Source organism: Pedobacter caeni (assembly GCF_900129215.1).
Classification (GTDB): domain Bacteria; phylum Bacteroidota; class Bacteroidia; order Sphingobacteriales; family Sphingobacteriaceae; genus Pedobacter; species Pedobacter caeni.
Genome location: NZ_FQUQ01000006.1, coordinates 178,471 through 195,041, shown reverse-complemented (window position 1 = coordinate 195,041; position 16,571 = coordinate 178,471). Strand labels below are relative to the sequence as shown.

Annotated in this window: 13 protein-coding genes; 10 read left to right on the top strand and 3 right to left on the bottom strand. The window is 44.0% G+C overall.

The features are described from left to right. The first annotated feature begins 90 nt into the window (after positions 1-90). Positions 91-1,251, top strand: a complete 1,161-nt coding sequence (locus tag BUC20_RS27925) for an iron-containing alcohol dehydrogenase (protein ID WP_073236201.1) — start codon at positions 91-93, stop codon at positions 1,249-1,251. A 62-nt stretch (positions 1,252-1,313) separates the two neighbouring features. Here the strand turns inward: BUC20_RS27925 and BUC20_RS27920 are convergent, their stop codons facing one another. Continuing rightward, positions 1,314-2,720: an MFS transporter gene (locus BUC20_RS27920; RefSeq protein ID WP_073236198.1), complete on the bottom strand. Its 1,407-nt coding sequence runs from the start codon at positions 2,718-2,720 to the stop codon at positions 1,314-1,316. Between the two features lie 153 nt (positions 2,721-2,873). On the opposite strand from BUC20_RS27920, the gene BUC20_RS27915 reads away from it, so the two are divergent. The 8 genes from BUC20_RS27915 (at position 2,874) to BUC20_RS27880 (ending at position 14,973) form a co-directional block, all read left to right on the top strand. Beyond that, on the top strand, positions 2,874-3,557 hold the full coding sequence (locus tag BUC20_RS27915) for a response regulator transcription factor (protein WP_073236195.1): 684 nt from the start codon (positions 2,874-2,876) through the stop codon (positions 3,555-3,557). A 19-nt stretch (positions 3,558-3,576) separates the two neighbouring features. Next, positions 3,577-4,944, top strand: coding sequence for a HAMP domain-containing sensor histidine kinase (locus tag BUC20_RS27910; protein WP_073236192.1), 1,368 nt, complete (start codon positions 3,577-3,579; stop codon positions 4,942-4,944). 205 nt (positions 4,945-5,149) lie between these two features. Continuing rightward, complete coding sequence (locus tag BUC20_RS27905; protein WP_073236189.1) at positions 5,150-5,860, top strand: MgtC/SapB family protein; 711 nt, start codon at positions 5,150-5,152, stop codon at positions 5,858-5,860. After that, positions 5,857-8,538, top strand: a complete 2,682-nt coding sequence (gene mgtA / locus BUC20_RS27900; RefSeq protein WP_200801062.1) for a magnesium-translocating P-type ATPase — start codon at positions 5,857-5,859, stop codon at positions 8,536-8,538. The genes BUC20_RS27905 and mgtA overlap by 4 nt, the downstream gene beginning before the upstream one ends. 118 nt (positions 8,539-8,656) lie before the next feature. Then, complete coding sequence (locus BUC20_RS27895; RefSeq protein ID WP_073236187.1) at positions 8,657-9,763, top strand: efflux RND transporter periplasmic adaptor subunit; 1,107 nt, start codon at positions 8,657-8,659, stop codon at positions 9,761-9,763. A gap of 59 nt (positions 9,764-9,822) precedes the next feature. Further along, positions 9,823-12,954 carry an efflux RND transporter permease subunit gene (locus BUC20_RS27890; RefSeq protein ID WP_073236184.1) on the top strand — a complete coding sequence of 1,044 codons (3,132 nt, stop codon included), beginning with the start codon at positions 9,823-9,825 and terminating at the stop codon, positions 12,952-12,954. Beyond that, positions 12,941-14,236: a TolC family protein gene (locus BUC20_RS27885; protein ID WP_073236181.1), complete on the top strand. Its 1,296-nt coding sequence runs from the start codon at positions 12,941-12,943 to the stop codon at positions 14,234-14,236. The genes BUC20_RS27890 and BUC20_RS27885 overlap by 14 nt, the downstream gene beginning before the upstream one ends. Before the next feature lie 17 nt (positions 14,237-14,253). Then, complete coding sequence (locus BUC20_RS27880) at positions 14,254-14,973, top strand: porin family protein (RefSeq protein WP_073236177.1); 720 nt, start codon at positions 14,254-14,256, stop codon at positions 14,971-14,973. A gap of 70 nt (positions 14,974-15,043) precedes the next feature. On the opposite strand, the gene BUC20_RS27875 is transcribed toward BUC20_RS27880, so the two are convergent. Together BUC20_RS27875 and BUC20_RS27870 are read right to left on the bottom strand one after the other, a co-directional pair. Next, positions 15,044-15,286 carry a hypothetical protein gene (locus BUC20_RS27875; protein ID WP_073236174.1) on the bottom strand — a complete coding sequence of 81 codons (243 nt, stop codon included), beginning with the start codon at positions 15,284-15,286 and terminating at the stop codon, positions 15,044-15,046. Between the two features lie 13 nt (positions 15,287-15,299). Further along, positions 15,300-16,121 (bottom strand): RpnC/YadD family protein, encoded by an 822-nt coding sequence (locus BUC20_RS27870; RefSeq protein ID WP_143166949.1) that lies wholly within the window; start codon positions 16,119-16,121, stop codon positions 15,300-15,302. Positions 16,122-16,277: 156 nt separating this feature from the next. Here BUC20_RS27870 and BUC20_RS27865 point away from each other — a divergent pair, with 156 nt between their 5' ends. Continuing rightward, the gene (locus BUC20_RS27865; RefSeq protein ID WP_069382158.1) at positions 16,278-16,571 is read left to right on the top strand and encodes a DUF6122 family protein; all 294 of its coding nucleotides are present in this window, start codon (positions 16,278-16,280) and stop codon (positions 16,569-16,571) included.

Here is a 16,571-nt window from a genome sequence, read left to right as displayed (position 1 = left end):
TATGACATTCTATCCGCAATAAACACCACAGCTTCTTTGGAATTGCAATCCATGGATGATAGTTTTGCTGCATTCCAAATCCTATAGAAAATGTTAAATTTTGAATTTAAAAACCCTACCAAAATCGTTTTTGGTAAAGGGGAAATAGAAAAGATAAGTAAAGAAATCCCAACAGGTGCTAAAGTATTGATGCTTTACGGTGGCGGAAGCATTAAGAGCAATGGGGTATATGATCAGGTGATCAATGCATTAAAAGGCTTTGAAGTACTGGAGTTTGCCGGAATTCCTGCAAATCCGGAATATGAAGTCCTGATGCAGGCATTAAAAGTGATTAAAGAAGAAAAGATCACCTTTATGCTGGCTGTTGGTGGTGGTTCTGTAATAGATGGCGTGAAATTCCTTTCTGCTGCGGCATTATATAAAGGTGATCATCCATGGGATATCCTGGCAAAGAGCATCAGAACAGAGGCAGGCCTGCCTTTTGGGTCGGTACTGACGTTGCCTGCAACGGGCTCAGAAATGAATTCAGGCTCGGTAATTACCAGGGCAGAAACCCAGGAGAAACTGGCCATGGGCGGACCGGGCTTATTTCCGGTGTTCTCTATCCTTGATCCTGAAGTGGTAAAATCCATCCCGAAACGTCAACTGGTAAACGGGGTTACTGATGCCTTTACCCATGTGCTGGAACAATACATGACCTATCCGGCTGGAGCGCACCTGCAGGACCGCTTTTCTGAAAGCATCATGCAGACGCTGATCGAAGTAGGACCGAAGGTGATTGCCAACCCGGCTGATTATGAGGCTGCTGCTAATTTTATGTGGAGCTGTACGATGGCGCTGAATGGACTGATCCAAAAAGGAGTTCCTACAGATTGGGCAGTACATGCGATGGGACATGAGCTGACTGCTTTATTTGGAATTGATCATGCCAGAACCCTGGCCATCATCGCCCCAAGTCATTACCGCTATAATTTTGAAGCTAAAAAAGAGAAACTGGCACAATATGGAAAGCGGGTATGGGGGATCAATGAAGGCACAATTGAAGAGGTAGCTACTGCTGCAATTGCAAAAACAGAGGCCTTTTTCCATTCAATGGAGATTAAAACAACACTTGCTGAATATACTGATGATTATCCGGGTACAGCCGAAAAGATCTCGGCACGCTTTACAGAGCGGGGCTGGTTAGGCTTGGGTGAACATAAAACCCTCTCTCCTTCAGATGTACAGAAAATTGTCGAAATGAGTTACTAACTCATTTTATAAAAGGTCATATCAATTCCGGATGCTTAAATTAAGATCCGGAATTGCTGTTTTTAAGGCTTTTTTCTCAACAATTGAATCAGCCATGCACAGAATGGCATCACTGCAAACAGGGAAAACAACCATACGGAAGACTGCTCTGCGCCCTCAATACCTCCGGGTTTGATGATGCCTGCCGAATTGACCACCAATCCGGTTAATGCAGTACCCACCGCAGTAGCCAGCAGTTGTACCGTGGTAATGGATGCCGATGCCTTCTCTTCTTCACCTTTCGCACTGGAGGTTAATACCTGAGTTAAGAAATGGGGCCATCCCATCCCTACACCAATGCCAATCAGAAACAAACAAAAACACATCAGGTAATAAAAGAGACCGCTGCTGCTCTGGCTTAATGGCATCAGAAAAGCGAAGCCAATCAACCCTGCAAGTACAGCCAATGGGCCGCTATTCATCAGTAACTTTGCTTTTTCTTTCGAAACTCCGGAGAAAAATACAGAAGAAAAAGACCAGCCCAATGCAATGATTACGGTTAAATACCCTGATTTAAGTGGCGAAAAGCCATGAATGACCTGCATGAAATATGGAATGTAAATCTCCACTGCCGTAGCGATGGTCAGTAAGGCGATCACGGTATATGTGGCACCTAAGGGATTTGACAATTGATAAGCTCCGGTGGGAAGAAGCCTGTTTCCTGACTTTGCTTCCATCTTTATCAAGCATAAAAAAAGAATCAGGGCCAAACTAATGCCACCAATATTAACAGCTAAGAGGTCAGTAACACTTCCTGCGGAAATGGCTAATGTGGCCAGGGTAAGCAATAACAATTGCGTAAAAGGAACTTTTTGCTGAGCTGAAGATTCAGCAGTCTTTTTTGGTAAAATGTTTTCTGTAATCAGCAGCAGAGAAACAGCAATCGCCACAAGCGTGATAAACGCAACCCTCCAATGCCCGTATTGGGCAAACATTCCCCCAACAAAAGGACCTGAAAAAGCAGAGATACCCCACATTGCAGAAACCAATGCCATTGCTCTTGGCCAGAGCGCTTCCTCAAAAACAATTCTGATCATGGCATAGGAGAGGGCAAATAATAATCCTCCTCCAAGCCCCTGAATGAAGCGGCCAAGGAGTAGTAATCCCATATTTGGTGCGGTAGCGCTGACTATTGATCCGGCAGCAAAGAGCAATGCAGCAATCCGATAGGCTAACCTGGGACCCCTTTTTGAAAGGTGAAGGGAGGAGAAAACTGATCCCATGATGGCTGCAACGACATAGATTGTGGTAGCCCAGGAGTAAAAAGATAAACCTCCGATATCCCGGGTGATTGAAGGCATAATGGTAGTTGCCAGATAAACATCGGTAGCGTGGAGCATGACTCCTCCCGCTAAAGCAATTGACCTGAGTCCGTTTTTTCCTGATAATAAAGTGCTCCAACCATTGGCTGGTGTTTGATTAGTGATCATACAGTATAGTTATGCTACAAAAATACCACTCTTAAGTAATAAAGCAAGTTTATACTTGTTTTATTACTTAAGTATGAAGGTGTTTTTTGTTCAAATGAGGTAATCCGAAATAATTCTGGATATTTGCCGGAACAAGCCCTTTAAATTATAAGTATGAAGCTGTTATTGGTTGAAGATGATCTTCGTGTTTCCGAACTCATTAAAAGAGGACTGGAGGAGCAGGGCTTCCTGATTACCCTGGCTTATGATGGGCTGATGGGAAAGAAACTAATGACTTCCAATTCTTATGACCTGATCATTACCGATATTGTGCTTCCACAGATGAACGGGATTGAACTGTGTAAAGAAATCAGAATGATCTGGCCGGAAATACCAATCCTGATGCTTACCGCTCTGGGAACTACAGATGATAAAATAGAAGGATTTGATGCAGGTGCGGACGATTATCTGGTAAAACCATTTGACTTCAGGGAACTTCATGCCAGAATAAAAGCCCTTCTGAACCGCTCAGCAGGAACTTTACAAACTCCGCTGATGAATGTATTGAAGTATGCGGACCTGGAAATGAACCTGCAAACAAAGGTCGTGAGCCGGATGGGAGCAGAAATCAGCCTGACCCCCAAAGAATTTAAGCTGCTGGAATACATGTTGCGCAATAAAGAACGAATCCTGACACGAACGGAGATCGCAGAAAAAGTATGGGATACCCATTTTGATACGGGAACAAACTTTATCGATGTATATATGAACTACCTCAGAAAGAAGATTGATAAGAATTTTGAAAATAAACTCATCCATACCAAAACCGGAATGGGTTTTATCTTTAAAGAAAGCTGATCCCTTAAAATAGAACATTGTGAAAATCCGTCATAAACTGAGCCTTTTATTTACCCTGCTTTTTGCAGTGCTCATCTGCGGATTCGCTTTTTTTATCTATTTCTCCTCAGCGGAAAACCGGGAGGAAGAATATTACAAGCGGCTAAGACAACTGGCCATCACAAAAACGAATTTATTGCTGGATGCTAAAGTGGCACCCGGTGTTTTACAACTGATCTATAAAAACTCTCCCAGTTCTTTATTTCAGGAGGAAGTCGCTGTTTATGATACCGCTTTCCATTTATTGTACCATGATGCGGTGAACATTGATAAGATCAAAGAGACCAAAGCAATGATCGGAGAGATTGTCCGCAAGGGGGAAATTCAGTTCAACCAGGGGCAACTGCAGGCAGTCGGCTTTTTATACCGGTATAAAGGAACAGATTACGTAATTACCGCCGCAGCAAAAGATGAATATGGACTGGTAAAACTAAACAACCTTCGTTTTATCCTGATTTTATCCGCTTTGGGATCGGTGCTGCTGACTGTTTTTGCGGGTTATTTTTTTGCCAGACATGCCCTGAAACAAGTGGCTGAAATGGTGGATGAAGTAGAAGAAATTACCGCTAAAAATCTCGACCGGCGACTTAAAGTCGAAAACAGTAATGATGAAGTAGGGGAACTTGCCACTACCTTTAACCTGATGCTGGATAGAATTGAAAACTCTTTTGATGCACAGAAAGAATTTGTTTCCCATATTTCTCATGAGCTGAGAACGCCTTTGGCAACGGTGATTGCAGAACTGGAAATCTCTCAAAATAAAGAACGTAGTACAGAGGAATATAAAAAAGCAATCGAACTGGCTTTAACTGATGCCCGGAAACTGGCCCGTCTGAGCACAAGTCTGCTAAACCTGGCCAATGCAAGTTACGATCAGGCAGAGATCAGCTTTAAAGAAATCCGTCTGGATGAGGTGTTGCTGGATGCCAGAACGGAAGTCATGCACAACCAGCAGGGGTATCAGGTGAACATTATCTTTGATCAGGAGGCAGAAGATGATGATTTTATCTCTATTCAGGGGAATGAACACCTGTTAAAAGTTGCGTTTATCAACCTGATGGAGAACAATTGTAAGTTTTCTGAAAACCGGGAATCAGTAGTTTCCATTTCCTATTACAAAGAAAAAACGATCCTCCGCTTCTCTGATCAGGGGATAGGGATTGCAGAAAAAGACATCGAAAACCTTTTTAAACCCTTCTATCGCGGGAATAACAAAGGGTATGCTGAAGGAAATGGTATCGGCCTGGCCCTGACCAAAAAGATCATCGCCCTGCACAATGGAGAAATCCTGGTCACCTCCAAACTAAATGAAGGAACAACTTTTATCCTTATCCTAAACCACGTTTAGCAAAATTCTCCTTTTTCTAATGACTTTCTAATGTGTTTCTAATGGTCCCCTAACGGCCATCCGGCAAAGCCTGCCTTACTTTTGCGTCACAATAAAAAACAAACCCTATGGATAAGCCTCCGTGTGATAAGCCATTATTTTTTAACCTCCCCTCCTCAGAATAGCATGTTGTTGCTGTCCCTGAAAGGGGACAACAACAAAAGCTATGTTAACTACATTAGACTTCACTACCCGTCTTTTACTGGCGCTTACTTTAGGCGCAGGTATCGGAATAGAACGCCAATGGCGTCAGCGGATCGCAGGATTAAGGACCAATACACTGGTGTCCTTAGGCGCAGCAATTTTCATTACCCTCGCCGTAAAGATCGGTGGAGATGCAAGCGGAAGAGTGGCCTCGTACATCGTTAGCGGGATTGGATTCCTTGGTGCAGGAGTCATCATGAAAGATGGAATGAATGTACGGGGCCTCAATACCGCTGCTACCCTCTGGTGTTCTGCAGCAATTGGTGCACTGTGTGGAATGGGATTCATTACCGAAGCAGCCATCGGAGCAGCCTTTATCGTAATGGCACACCTGATGTTGCGCCCATTGGGTATTAAACTGGGGAAAATCTCCATTTTTCAGAAAAGTGAAACAGCTGAAACGGAATACCTCATCGCCATCAAATGCAAAGGAACCGTAGAAAACCACATCCGTGTCCTCTTGCTGCAGCATTTGGGTAACCATGATAAGTTAATGCTCAGGGCCCTGACGAGCAGCGACAACGGGGATCCGGCAAATGCGATCATCACTGCCGAAATTATTGCTGCGGGCAATCAGGATGAGTTAATGGAGAAAATGGTCAGCAGGTTAACAATCGAGAGTGAGGTGATGAGGGTAAGCTGGGAATTAACAGGACAACAATCAGAGTTATGAAAACACTAAAAATGAACCATCAGAAAGCGGTCTCAGGCTTCGACGATGTAGCCGTGACCAAATTGAGAAATGCCTCCAGGGGAGATCAGGATTACTTCTATGCAATGCTGAGCAGCAGTAAAGAAGGACTGGGACCTTCCAATGTCTCTGATAAGAGGAAAACCTTTGGATTAAATGAAATTGAACATGAAAAAGCCCCGGCCTGGTATGTTCAGCTATTTCAAGCGTTTTTAAACCCTTTTATCGGAGTGTTGGTGTCTTTGGCTGTAATTTCCTTTATAATGGATGTATGGCTCGCTAAAGCGCCCGAGCGGGATTATAAAACGGTTATTGTAGTAGGGGTAATGGTGATCCTGAGTTCTTTGCTGCGTTTCTGGCAGGAATACAGCAGTAACCGGGCGGCAGAGCAATTGAAGAGCATGGTGAAAACCACGGTCACCGTGCTTCGTCTAAGAGGCAAAAAGGAAATCGATATTAAAAACATCGTTCCTGGGGATGTGATTTTTTTAAGTGCCGGAGATATGATTCCTGCAGACATCCGGATCATTCAGTCGAAAGACCTGTTTGTCAGTCAGGCCATGCTTACCGGAGAATCTCTGCCATTGGAAAAGAATTCGGAACCGATTCCTGGTGCAGATCATAAATCGCCGCTGGAGCTGGATAACATCTGTTTCATGGGAACAAATGTGGTGAGCGGAACAGCAATGGCTATTGTGGTTACTACCGGAAACCTGACCTATTTCGGCTCTATTGGAAAGGCGATTACCGGAAAACGGGCAGAAACGAGCTTCGATAAAGGAGTGAACAAGGTCAGCTGGCTGCTGATCCGCTTCATGATGGTGATGGTACCACTCATTTTCCTGGTTAACGGCTTAACCAAGGGTGACTGGTTTGAAGCTCTGCTGTTTGGAATTGCAGTGGCAGTAGGGCTCACTCCTGAAATGCTGCCGATGATTGTAACGGCAAATCTGGCCAAAGGGGCAAAGAACATGAGCAAGCGTAAAGTCATTGTGAAACGCCTGAATGCAATTCAGAATATTGGTGCCATGGATGTGCTTTGTACCGATAAAACAGGAACATTGACCATGGATAAAATCATCCTGGAAAGGCACCTGAACGTATTTGGCGACGAAGATGATGAAGTCTTGAAATGGGCTTATTTCAATAGTTTTCATCAAACCGGATTGAAAAACCTGCTGGATCTGGCGGTTCTGGAACATGTGGAACTGCATGACTACCTGAAGGTTGAAGAGGACTATGTAAAAGTGGATGAGATTCCCTTTGATTTTCAACGCAGACGCATGAGTGTCATCCTGGAGCAGAAAAACGGAAAACAGTTGCTGATCTGTAAAGGAGCAGTAGAGGAAATGCTGGACTTGTGTTCCCATGCCTTTGATCCGGGGGAAGACCGGCAGCTCCATATTGAAAAAGATGGGATCGTGCCTATGGATGAAGCCATGCGCAATACGGTGCTCCGCATTTCCAGGAAGCTGAATGCAGATGGACTCCGGGTGCTGCTCGTAGCCATCAAAGAACATGAGGAACGTCCGGTAAATTATACGGTTGCCGATGAGAACAAAATGATCTTAACCGGCTTTATCGGATTTCTTGATCCCGCTAAACCCTCTGCAAAGCCTGCAATCGAAGGTTTACAGAAGCTGGGGATCAGTGTAAAAGTCCTGACCGGCGACAATGATGTGGTAACCCGAAAAATCTGCAGGGAGGTTGGTATTCCTTTTCAACAGGTTTTACTGGGCAATGAAGTGGAACAAATGGGGGATGAGGAACTTTCTGCCCAGCTGGGGGAAACAAGCATATTTGCCAAACTTAGTCCGATTCAAAAATCGAGAATCGTAAAGCTGCTGCAGGCCAAAGGCCATACGGTTGGTTTTATGGGGGATGGAATCAATGATGCTGCCGCATTGAGAGATGCTGATGTAGGGATTTCTGTGGATACAGCGGTAGATATTGCCAAAGAAAGTGCGGATATTATTTTGCTGGAAAAGGACCTGATGGTACTTAGAAAGGGGGTGATCTATGGACGCAGGACCTTTGGAAACATCATCAAATACATCAAAATGACCGCCAGCAGTAATTTTGGAAACATGTTTAGCATGCTTGGGGCAAGTGCATTTCTGCCTTTTCTGCCGATGTTACCCATCCATTTGCTCATTCAGAACCTCTTGTACGACATTTCACAAATCTCTATTCCCTGGGACAGGATGGACGAGGATTTCCTCGAAAAACCGCAGAAATGGGATGCCGGCGGCATCAGCCGTTTTATGATGTACATCGGTCCGATCAGCTCGATTTTCGATTATGCAACTTTTGCCCTGATGTTCTTTGTTTTTAAAGCGAATGCGCCGGAACATCAGGCCTTATTTCAAACGGGCTGGTTTGTCGAAGGACTTTTGTCGCAGACCCTGATTGTGCACATGATCCGGACCCGGAAAATTCCATTTATCCAAAGCTGGGCGACGACTCCGGTAGTGGCTTTGACCAGCCTGGTGATGCTGATCGGGATCGCCATTCCCTTCAGTCCTTTTGCCGGAATATTGAAGCTGCAAGCCTTGCCGCTCAGCTATTTTCCATGGCTCATCGGGATCCTTACGGGCTACTGTCTGTTGACTCAGTATGTAAAAACTGTGTTCATTAAAAAGTTTAACCAATGGCTGTAAGTATTTGAATAAAAAATAGTTAAAAATTGTTAAAATTGAGAGTTTAGTCCTTGTAAACAAAGAAATCTGAGATTTTGCGCTGAGAATTCTCTCTTTCAAACGTAAAAAAACAACACAAATGAAATACATTTTTCTAGCGGGCAGTTTCGTACTGTTCATGGCTTCCTGTGCCCCAAAAAAAGACAAAGAACAAACCGCAAATTATCACCTGCTTGGGGATACGGTAGTGATTGCTGCGAATTCAAATCTGCAACATAAAATAAAGCTGGATACCGTTGCTGAAGTCCCTTACCGCATGAGTCTCAGCAGTGCCGGGACGGTAAAAGCGATTCCAAACTTCTATGCGGACATCGCTCCGCCCTTTTCGGGAAGGGTATTGAAGGTGTTCATGAAGCTGGGAATGAAGGTGGATCCCGGGACCCCGCTTTTCGAAATGGTATCAGCGGAATTTATAGAAACCCAGAAGAATTTTTTCGCTGCAAAATCGGAATTAAAGAAGGCCGGATTGAATTTAAAACGTCAGCAGGACCTCAAAAAAAATGAAGTGGGTTCAGTTAAAGACTTAGAAGAGGCAGAGGTAGCTTATGAGCTGAGTTTAAAAGCGTACGAAAATTTAAAAGCAGCGCTTAAAATCTATCAGACAGACCCGGAGAAAATGGTTTTAGGGCAACCATTGATCATCCGGTCCCCCATCAAAGGTGAGGTGATTCAGAATGAACTGGTGACCGGCCATTACCTGAAAAGTGATGAAGTTCCACACGCTAAAATCGCAGAATTGAATAAAGTCTGGATCGCCGGACAGGTCAAAGAAAAGGACATCCGCTTTATCCGTCAGGGGGATGAAACGACCATAGAGATCGCTGCTTATCCGGGACGTAAAATTGCAGGTAAAGTATACCATGTTGATGAACTGGTGGATGAAGAAACCAGGAGTGTAAAGGTTCTGATCGAATGTGAAAACAAAGATTATGCCCTTAAACCAGGAATGTATGTGACCGTCAATTTTAAAGATATGCCTCAGAATGTAACCGTTGTGCCGCTTAAATCTGTCCTGCAGATGAATGAGGACAGCTTTGTCTTTCTGCAAACCACTGCAGGAAGCTTTATTCGCCGGAAGGTACAGACAGCAGCTACCGATGAAGGGAGAATGGTGATCCTTTCCGGACTTAAACCGGGAGAAACGATTGTGTCTGAAGGCGGTTTTTACCTGCTGGAAGCAAAATAACCCTGCTGAAAGCAACATAACAAAGACCTCAAATCATTACACGTACAAAAAATATACAAATGAAGAATATTGTACTTACCGCCATACAAAAGCGCTGGCTGATGCTGGCTTTATTCCTCCTTCTGGGCATATTTGGCTATTATTCCTGGACAAAACTTGCCGTAGAAGCTTACCCGGACATTGCTGATGTAACTTCTCAGGTCGTTACCCAGGTTCCCGGTCTCGCCGCAGAAGAAGTAGAACAACAGATTACCATTCCGGTAGAACGGGCCTTAAATGGAATGCCTGGGATGCACGTGATGCGAAGCAAAAGTACATTTGGACTCTCTATGGTCACGATTGTGTTTAACGACGGCACAGACGATTATTTTGCGCGTACGCGCATTCAGGAACGGCTCAATGAGGTCGAACTTCCCTATGGAGCGAAACCTGGTCTGGATCCCCTCACTTCACCCACGGGGGAGATTTACAGGTATGTGATTGAAAGTAAGGGGCATGACCTCCGGGAACTGACCGATCTTCAAAACTGGCTCATCATCCCCAAAATCAAACAGGTTTCAGGCGTAGCCGATGTCACTAACTTTGGCGGGATTACGACGCAGTACCAGATCGAACTCCATCCTGAAAAGCTGGAACAATACCAGCTGAGCATTGATGATGTGGAAGAAACGATCGGTAAAAACAATGCAAATGTTGGTGGAAGTATCCTCAACAGAGGAGAACAAGGCTACGTGGTTCGCGGAATCGGCTTGCTGCGGAACCTGGAAGATCTTGGTCGCATTGTGGTCCGGACGCAAAAAGGTGTACCAATTCTGTTGAATGACCTGGGAACGTTAAAATACGGAAATCTGGAGCGGAAAGGGGTATTGGGGTATACCGACCGGAGCCGAAACTATAGCGAGAGTATTGAAGGAATTGTATTGTTGCTAAAAGGGGAAAATCCCTCAGATGTCCTTTCGGGGATCAATAAGGCTGTGGATGAACTCAATAGCGGCCTGCTTCCTGAAGGGGTAAAGATTCACACTTTTTTAGACCGTACGGATCTGGTAGATACCACTTTGAATACCGTTTCCCATACCCTGATCGAAGGAATGGCGTTGGTGATCGTGGTTTTGATTGTCTTTCTGGGCAGTTGGAGAGGCGCGCTATTGGTAGCGATCACGGTTCCGATCTCCTTGCTCATCGCTTTTATCCTGATGAAACTGACGAATATTCCGGCCAATCTGCTTTCGCTGGGAGCGATAGATTTCGGAATTATTGTCGACGGTGCAATCGTAATGATGGAAACGATTCTCAAAAAAAGAGAGGATCATCCTGAGGAAATTCTGGAAGAAAAGTCAATTGCGGAGCGGGCTTTTAGTGTGGCAAAACCGATCTTTTTTGCGACACTGATTATCATCACTGCTTACCTGCCTTTGTTTGCTTTTGAAAGGGTAGAAAAGAAACTTTTTACCCCTATGGCCTTTACCGTCGGCTATGCTTTGCTCGGCGCTCTGGCCGTTGCCTTGCTCCTGATTCCGGGTCTTGCTTACCTCACTTACCGCAAGCCTAAAAAATTGTATCACAACAAATGGCTGGAGAAACTGAGTGTTGCTTACCATAGTAGAATTGGTAAAATCATGCAGCAGCCCCGCAAAGTTTTTCTACCACTTGGGCTAGTTCTAGCCGCGGCTATTGCTTTAAGTTTTTCTGTAGGAAAGGATTTCTTACCTCCTTTAGATGAAGGTTCTATATGGTTACAGGTTCAGCTTCCTCCGGGGATTACGGTAGAGAAGTCCAGAGAGATGAGTGATACCCTACGGCAGCGGACGATGAAACATAAGGAGGTGACTTATATGATGATTCAGGCAGGAAGAAACGACGATGGGACCGATCCCTTTACCGCTTCTCACTTCGAATGTTCAATCGGGATTTTACCTTATTCCCAATGGCCAAGGGGCAAAACCAAGTCCGATCTGATCGAGGAATTGTCCAAAGAATATGAAAGCATGCCAGGGTATACAGTTGGCTTTGCACAGCCCATGATTGATGGCGTAATGGATAAAATTTCAGGGGCACACAGTGAACTCGTGGTGAAGGTCTATGGCGATAATTTTAAAGAGACCAGGCGAATTGCCGAAGACATTCAGCGTACACTGAAAACGGTGAAAGGGGCGGTAGACATTGCGATCGATCAGGAGCCTCCGCTTCCCCAGCTACAGATTCATGCAGACCGGGAAAAGATTGCCCAATATGGATTGAATGTTTCGGATGTAGGAAATCTGATAGAAGTGGCCATTGGCGGAAAAGCAGTTTCTCAGGTCTTCATGGGCAATAAGGTTTACGATGTGATTTGTCGCTATAAAGAGGAGAGCAGGGATAGCCCTGAGAAGATTGGGAACCTGATGCTGAAGAACAATGAAGGGGCAAAAATTCCCTTGTCTCAGGTAGCAGAGATCAGGTTAAGTACAGGAGAAAGTACCATCACGAGGGAAACCAACAGAAGGCATTTGACGGTAAAGCTTAACATGAGGGGTACGGATTTATCTTCTTTACTTAGAGAGGCTAAAGGTAAGATTGATGCGAACGTTAAATACGATCATGATCAATACAGCATCGAGTGGGGAGGTCAGTTTGAAAACCAGAACCGTGCCTATTCCAGGTTGTTGGTGATTGTCCCGCTTGCCTTAGCCATCATGTTTTTATTGCTCTATGTGGCCTTCGGAAAGTTCAATCAGGCAGGACTGATTCTGACCATCGTTCCCTTGGCTTTATTTGGTGGGATGCTGGCTTTAAATCTGAGGGGAATGACGCTCAATGTCTCTTCTGCAGTGGGCTTTATTGCCTTGTTTGGAGTGGCCATTCAAAACGGAGTCATCATGATTTCCCATATCAATAACCTCCGCAAACAAGGGATGGTATTAAAGACTGCGGTAATTGAAGGCGCAAAGCATCGGTTCCGGCCGGTACTGATGACGGCTACAGTGGCTGTTCTGGGCCTGTTACCTGCCTCCCTTGCAACAGGGATAGGTTCCGATGTACAGCGTCCACTGGCAACAGTTATTGTTTATGGTCTGCTCTTTTCTACTGCGATCACCTTATACGCGCTTCCGGCGCTTTACTACCTGCTGGAGCGAAAAGGAGAGGGCAGCAGGACAGATCAGGAAACTAAATTATTAACGACTAATACCAACACGAATGAACTTACTTAATGATTATAAAAACGGCCTCCTGATCTTGTTGATGTTGTTTTCCGGAGGAAGGGTTGCTGCTCAGGTTGATACGGCTTTTAAGCAATTGAAATTAACCTTCCCAACCTATTTGAAAATGGTAGGAGAACACAACCTTGGCTATGCTGCAGAGAAATTCAAAGTCAGCATTGCCCAGGCGGATGCGCTGAGTGCGAAGGTCTTTCCCGACCCTGAACTGAGTTTTGGAGTAGGAGATCATGGACAGCGCCGCATGAAAATGGGTTATGAAATCAGTTCAGGATTAAGCTATACGCTGGAACTGGGCGGCAAAAGAAGGGCGAGAATTAACCTTGCCAACAGGGAAGCAGAGCTGGCGCAGCTTTTATTGGATGATTATTTCAGAAACCTCAGGGTGGATGCAAGCGCTGCTTATCTCAATGCAATCAAGGAAAAGGAACTGTTGCGTGTCAAAATGAACTCTTATGAAATGATGAGAAGACTAAGCAGTTCGGATAGCATTCGTTTAAAACTGGGGGCAATTACAGCCGTTGATGCCCGGCAATCCAGACTGGAAGCAGCATCTCAGCTGAATGAAGTTTTCCAGCAGGAGGCCGACTGGAAAGCGGCGGTCGCTAACCTGAACCTGCTCATCGGATCAAAACAACAGGATTTGTTTTACCAGCCGGAAGCAGATATGAAAAAGCTCGATAGAGTTTTCAATCTGCAAGAGCTGATCTTAAATGCTCAGAATCGCCGTACGGACCTGCTGGCTGCCTTAAAAAGTAACGAGATATCTGTTAGCCTACTTAAGCTTGCTAAAGCCAGCAGAACGCTTGATTTGGGCCTTTCTCTTGGCCTGGCCTCAAATTCTGTTGTTGCGAATGCGGTGGCACCTACACCTTCCTCTACAAATGTGACCATTGGGTTTAGTATCCCCTTAAAATTTTCCAATCAAAATCAGGGCGCATTAAAATCAGCCAGATATGGAGTTCAGCAGGCGGAAGTATTGTACAAACAAACCGAATTGCAGATTCAAACAGAGGTTACCCAGGCCTATTATAATTACCTGGCTAGCCGGAAGCAGGTTGCACAGTTTGGAGAAGGGATGTTACTGGATGCACAAAAAGTGCTGGACGGAAAGGTGTACAGCTATAAACGTGGAGAAACTTCGCTTCTGGAAGTCCTTACTGCCCAGCGAACGTTCAATGATGTTCAACAAAGCTATCTGGAAACGCTGAATGTACATGGAAATGCGTTGCTGGAACTGGAAAGAGCTGCCGGGATCTGGGATATTGAGTTTTAATAGATAAAAAACAGGAAATGAAAAAGATAATTATGGTGTTATTGGGGCTGCTTCTGACAACTGTTGGAATGGCCCAGACAACGATAGGAATAACTCAGGAAGATCATAAAGAAACAGCAGAGGCCGGGAAACTGAGTTTTGGCCTGAAAGCAGGTTATTCCCATTTTTCGATTGCAGGAGCGGGGCTAAGTGAGTTTTCTACGGGAGGAAAACCGCTTTATTTGGGTGGCTATTATTTTGGAATAGAGCTCAATACAAAACTGAACAAATATTTGAGCATCAAGCATGAGCTCTCTATCCTTCAAAAGGGAGCGATACTAAAAATAGCAGAAGATTCGAGTTCTTCGGCTTTTGACAGCAAGTATAAAAATGTTTACCTGGATCTTGCTCCCTTTAGTCTGAGCTTTCAACTGGAGGGCCTGCAGATTTTTGCCGGGCCTTATGCAGCAGTCTTAGTGTCTTCCTCCATTCAGCGAAAAAATGAGTCAGGAGCACTTTACACGGACAAAAGTATTTTTGGAGATGCAAAACAAACAGGGAATTACACTCAAAAACTTGATGCCGGACTTTTGGCCGGATTGGGTTATGAGTTGAAGAATGGCCTGAACATACAGGCCAGATATTCCCATGGTCTTACTCCTTTAATAGAGCATACTGAAAGAAATGACAGTCAGTGGAAGATCTATAACCGGGGTTTTTCCTTAACCCTTGGCTATACACTTTCCGGAAAAAGATAATCTCTATCCCACATTACCTGATTTTGCATCATGAAATTGTTTTCGTGATACAAAATCAGGTAATTCTTGTTTATTTCTTTATGCGGTTCTTTTTGGCTACCGAGTGGCGCTTTGCTTTTACAAAAGCAATGGTCACCCCTGCCAGGATCGCAATGATTTCATCAGTATGATTTGTACCCAGAATCAGCCTTTCTGCAAATTCAGCTGATGCCCTGGCTCTTTCCCTGTTTTTTCCACTCTCAACGCCTTTTTGAAATCCCTTGATGTAATAAGGATCCCTTTCCTCTTTGAAAAAAGTTCTTGTTGAATCCATAATGTGTCCTTATTTATTCATTGATGTTTTTCTTTTTGATTAACGCACGTCGTTTTCTTTTAACAAATGGGACAGTTACGCCAGCTAATTTAGCAATGACTTCATCAGTATGGTCTGTACCCTCAATTAATCTTTCTGCAAATTCAGATGATGCTCTGATTGCTGCCTTAATCGCTGCCTTTTCTGTACCTTTTTGAAATCCCCTGATGTAATAAGGATCTCTTTCTTCTTTAAAAAATGTGCTTACTGATTCCATAATATGATTAAATTGTGTTTCTAAATTTCTTAACTGCACCAATATCCTGAGCTGATTCATATACCTTTGCCCAGCCAGACTTCCCTTGGTTTTTGCTTTTATTCCTTCAATTATTTTTCTTAAAACGGTTTCGGGATCCTCTTTACAAAAATCCCCAAGTACCGCCAGTATTTTCTGTTCCGGTTTTTCTGAGGCCAGGAACACCTTATAATCTATTTGATATAAAACAATCAGATGAAAACGGAATTTCAGATCTCTTTCTTCGATTCTGTTTATCATTGTTGATGTTGTTTTTCCCATGAACAATACATATTGCCTGATGTTGATCCTGTACTTCCTCCTTAACATTGCCCGGTATTCCAGCATCCGGTCAATCATTTCGGCATCGTTTTTCAATTGCCACTCTATATGTAATACAAAGGTTTCTCCTGAATCATCCGTGATCTTTTTCAGCTGATCAGGAATTCTTTCCTTCGTATATTGTATGCGTTCTGCAAGATCCTCTGCTCTTGCGGCCTGAATACCGAGAACACCACTCAGTATATCCGGCATGGCTTCATTCATATTCTCTTTGATCATCTTATCATATTGGCTTGAACAGGAGGGATTCTGCATCTTAACATCTTTATGTATGTCTAATATTGGTAATATATTTTACTATAACAATATTATATTAAAAATAAGTAGCGTTTTTTATATTTTATTTGAAGCCTGCATAGCGGTATATTTGAAGCCATGTTTCATATCTTCTTACATTTTCTGGTACCCGCGATAGTTGCTGTTGTTTTTTTTAGAAAAACCCTGTTGAAAGCATGGTTGATTATGATGGCTACTATGGTGGTAGACCTGGATCATTTATTGGCTGTGCCCATCTATGATCCTAACCGGTGCAGCATTGGATTTCATCCTTTACATTCTTATTATGCAATAGGGGTGTACGTGATTTTGTTGTTCTTTCCTAAGACGAGGTTAGTTGGAATAGGACTGGTAATCCATATGATTCTGGATTACATCGATTGCTTTATGTAG

What these genes read in the sequence shown, in the direction of transcription:
- BUC20_RS27925 (WP_073236201.1), top strand. Translation starts at nt 91, where the DNA reads ATGTTAAATTTTGAATTTAAAAACCCTACCAAAATCGTTTTTGGTAAA.
- BUC20_RS27920 (WP_073236198.1), bottom strand. Translation starts at nt 2,720, where the DNA reads ATGATCACTAATCAAACACCAGCCAATGGTTGGAGCACTTTATTATCA.
- BUC20_RS27915 (WP_073236195.1), top strand. Translation starts at nt 2,874, where the DNA reads ATGAAGCTGTTATTGGTTGAAGATGATCTTCGTGTTTCCGAACTCATT.
- BUC20_RS27905 (WP_073236189.1), top strand. Translation starts at nt 5,150, where the DNA reads ATGTTAACTACATTAGACTTCACTACCCGTCTTTTACTGGCGCTTACT.
- mgtA (WP_200801062.1), top strand. Translation starts at nt 5,857, where the DNA reads ATGAAAACACTAAAAATGAACCATCAGAAAGCGGTCTCAGGCTTCGAC.
- BUC20_RS27895 (WP_073236187.1), top strand. Translation starts at nt 8,657, where the DNA reads ATGAAATACATTTTTCTAGCGGGCAGTTTCGTACTGTTCATGGCTTCC.
- BUC20_RS27890 (WP_073236184.1), top strand. Translation starts at nt 9,823, where the DNA reads ATGAAGAATATTGTACTTACCGCCATACAAAAGCGCTGGCTGATGCTG.
- BUC20_RS27885 (WP_073236181.1), top strand. Translation starts at nt 12,941, where the DNA reads ATGAACTTACTTAATGATTATAAAAACGGCCTCCTGATCTTGTTGATG.
- BUC20_RS27880 (WP_073236177.1), top strand. Translation starts at nt 14,254, where the DNA reads ATGAAAAAGATAATTATGGTGTTATTGGGGCTGCTTCTGACAACTGTT.
- BUC20_RS27875 (WP_073236174.1), bottom strand. Translation starts at nt 15,286, where the DNA reads ATGGATTCAACAAGAACTTTTTTCAAAGAGGAAAGGGATCCTTATTAC.
- BUC20_RS27870 (WP_143166949.1), bottom strand. Translation starts at nt 16,121, where the DNA reads ATGATCAAAGAGAATATGAATGAAGCCATGCCGGATATACTGAGTGGT.
- BUC20_RS27865 (WP_069382158.1), top strand. Translation starts at nt 16,278, where the DNA reads ATGTTTCATATCTTCTTACATTTTCTGGTACCCGCGATAGTTGCTGTT.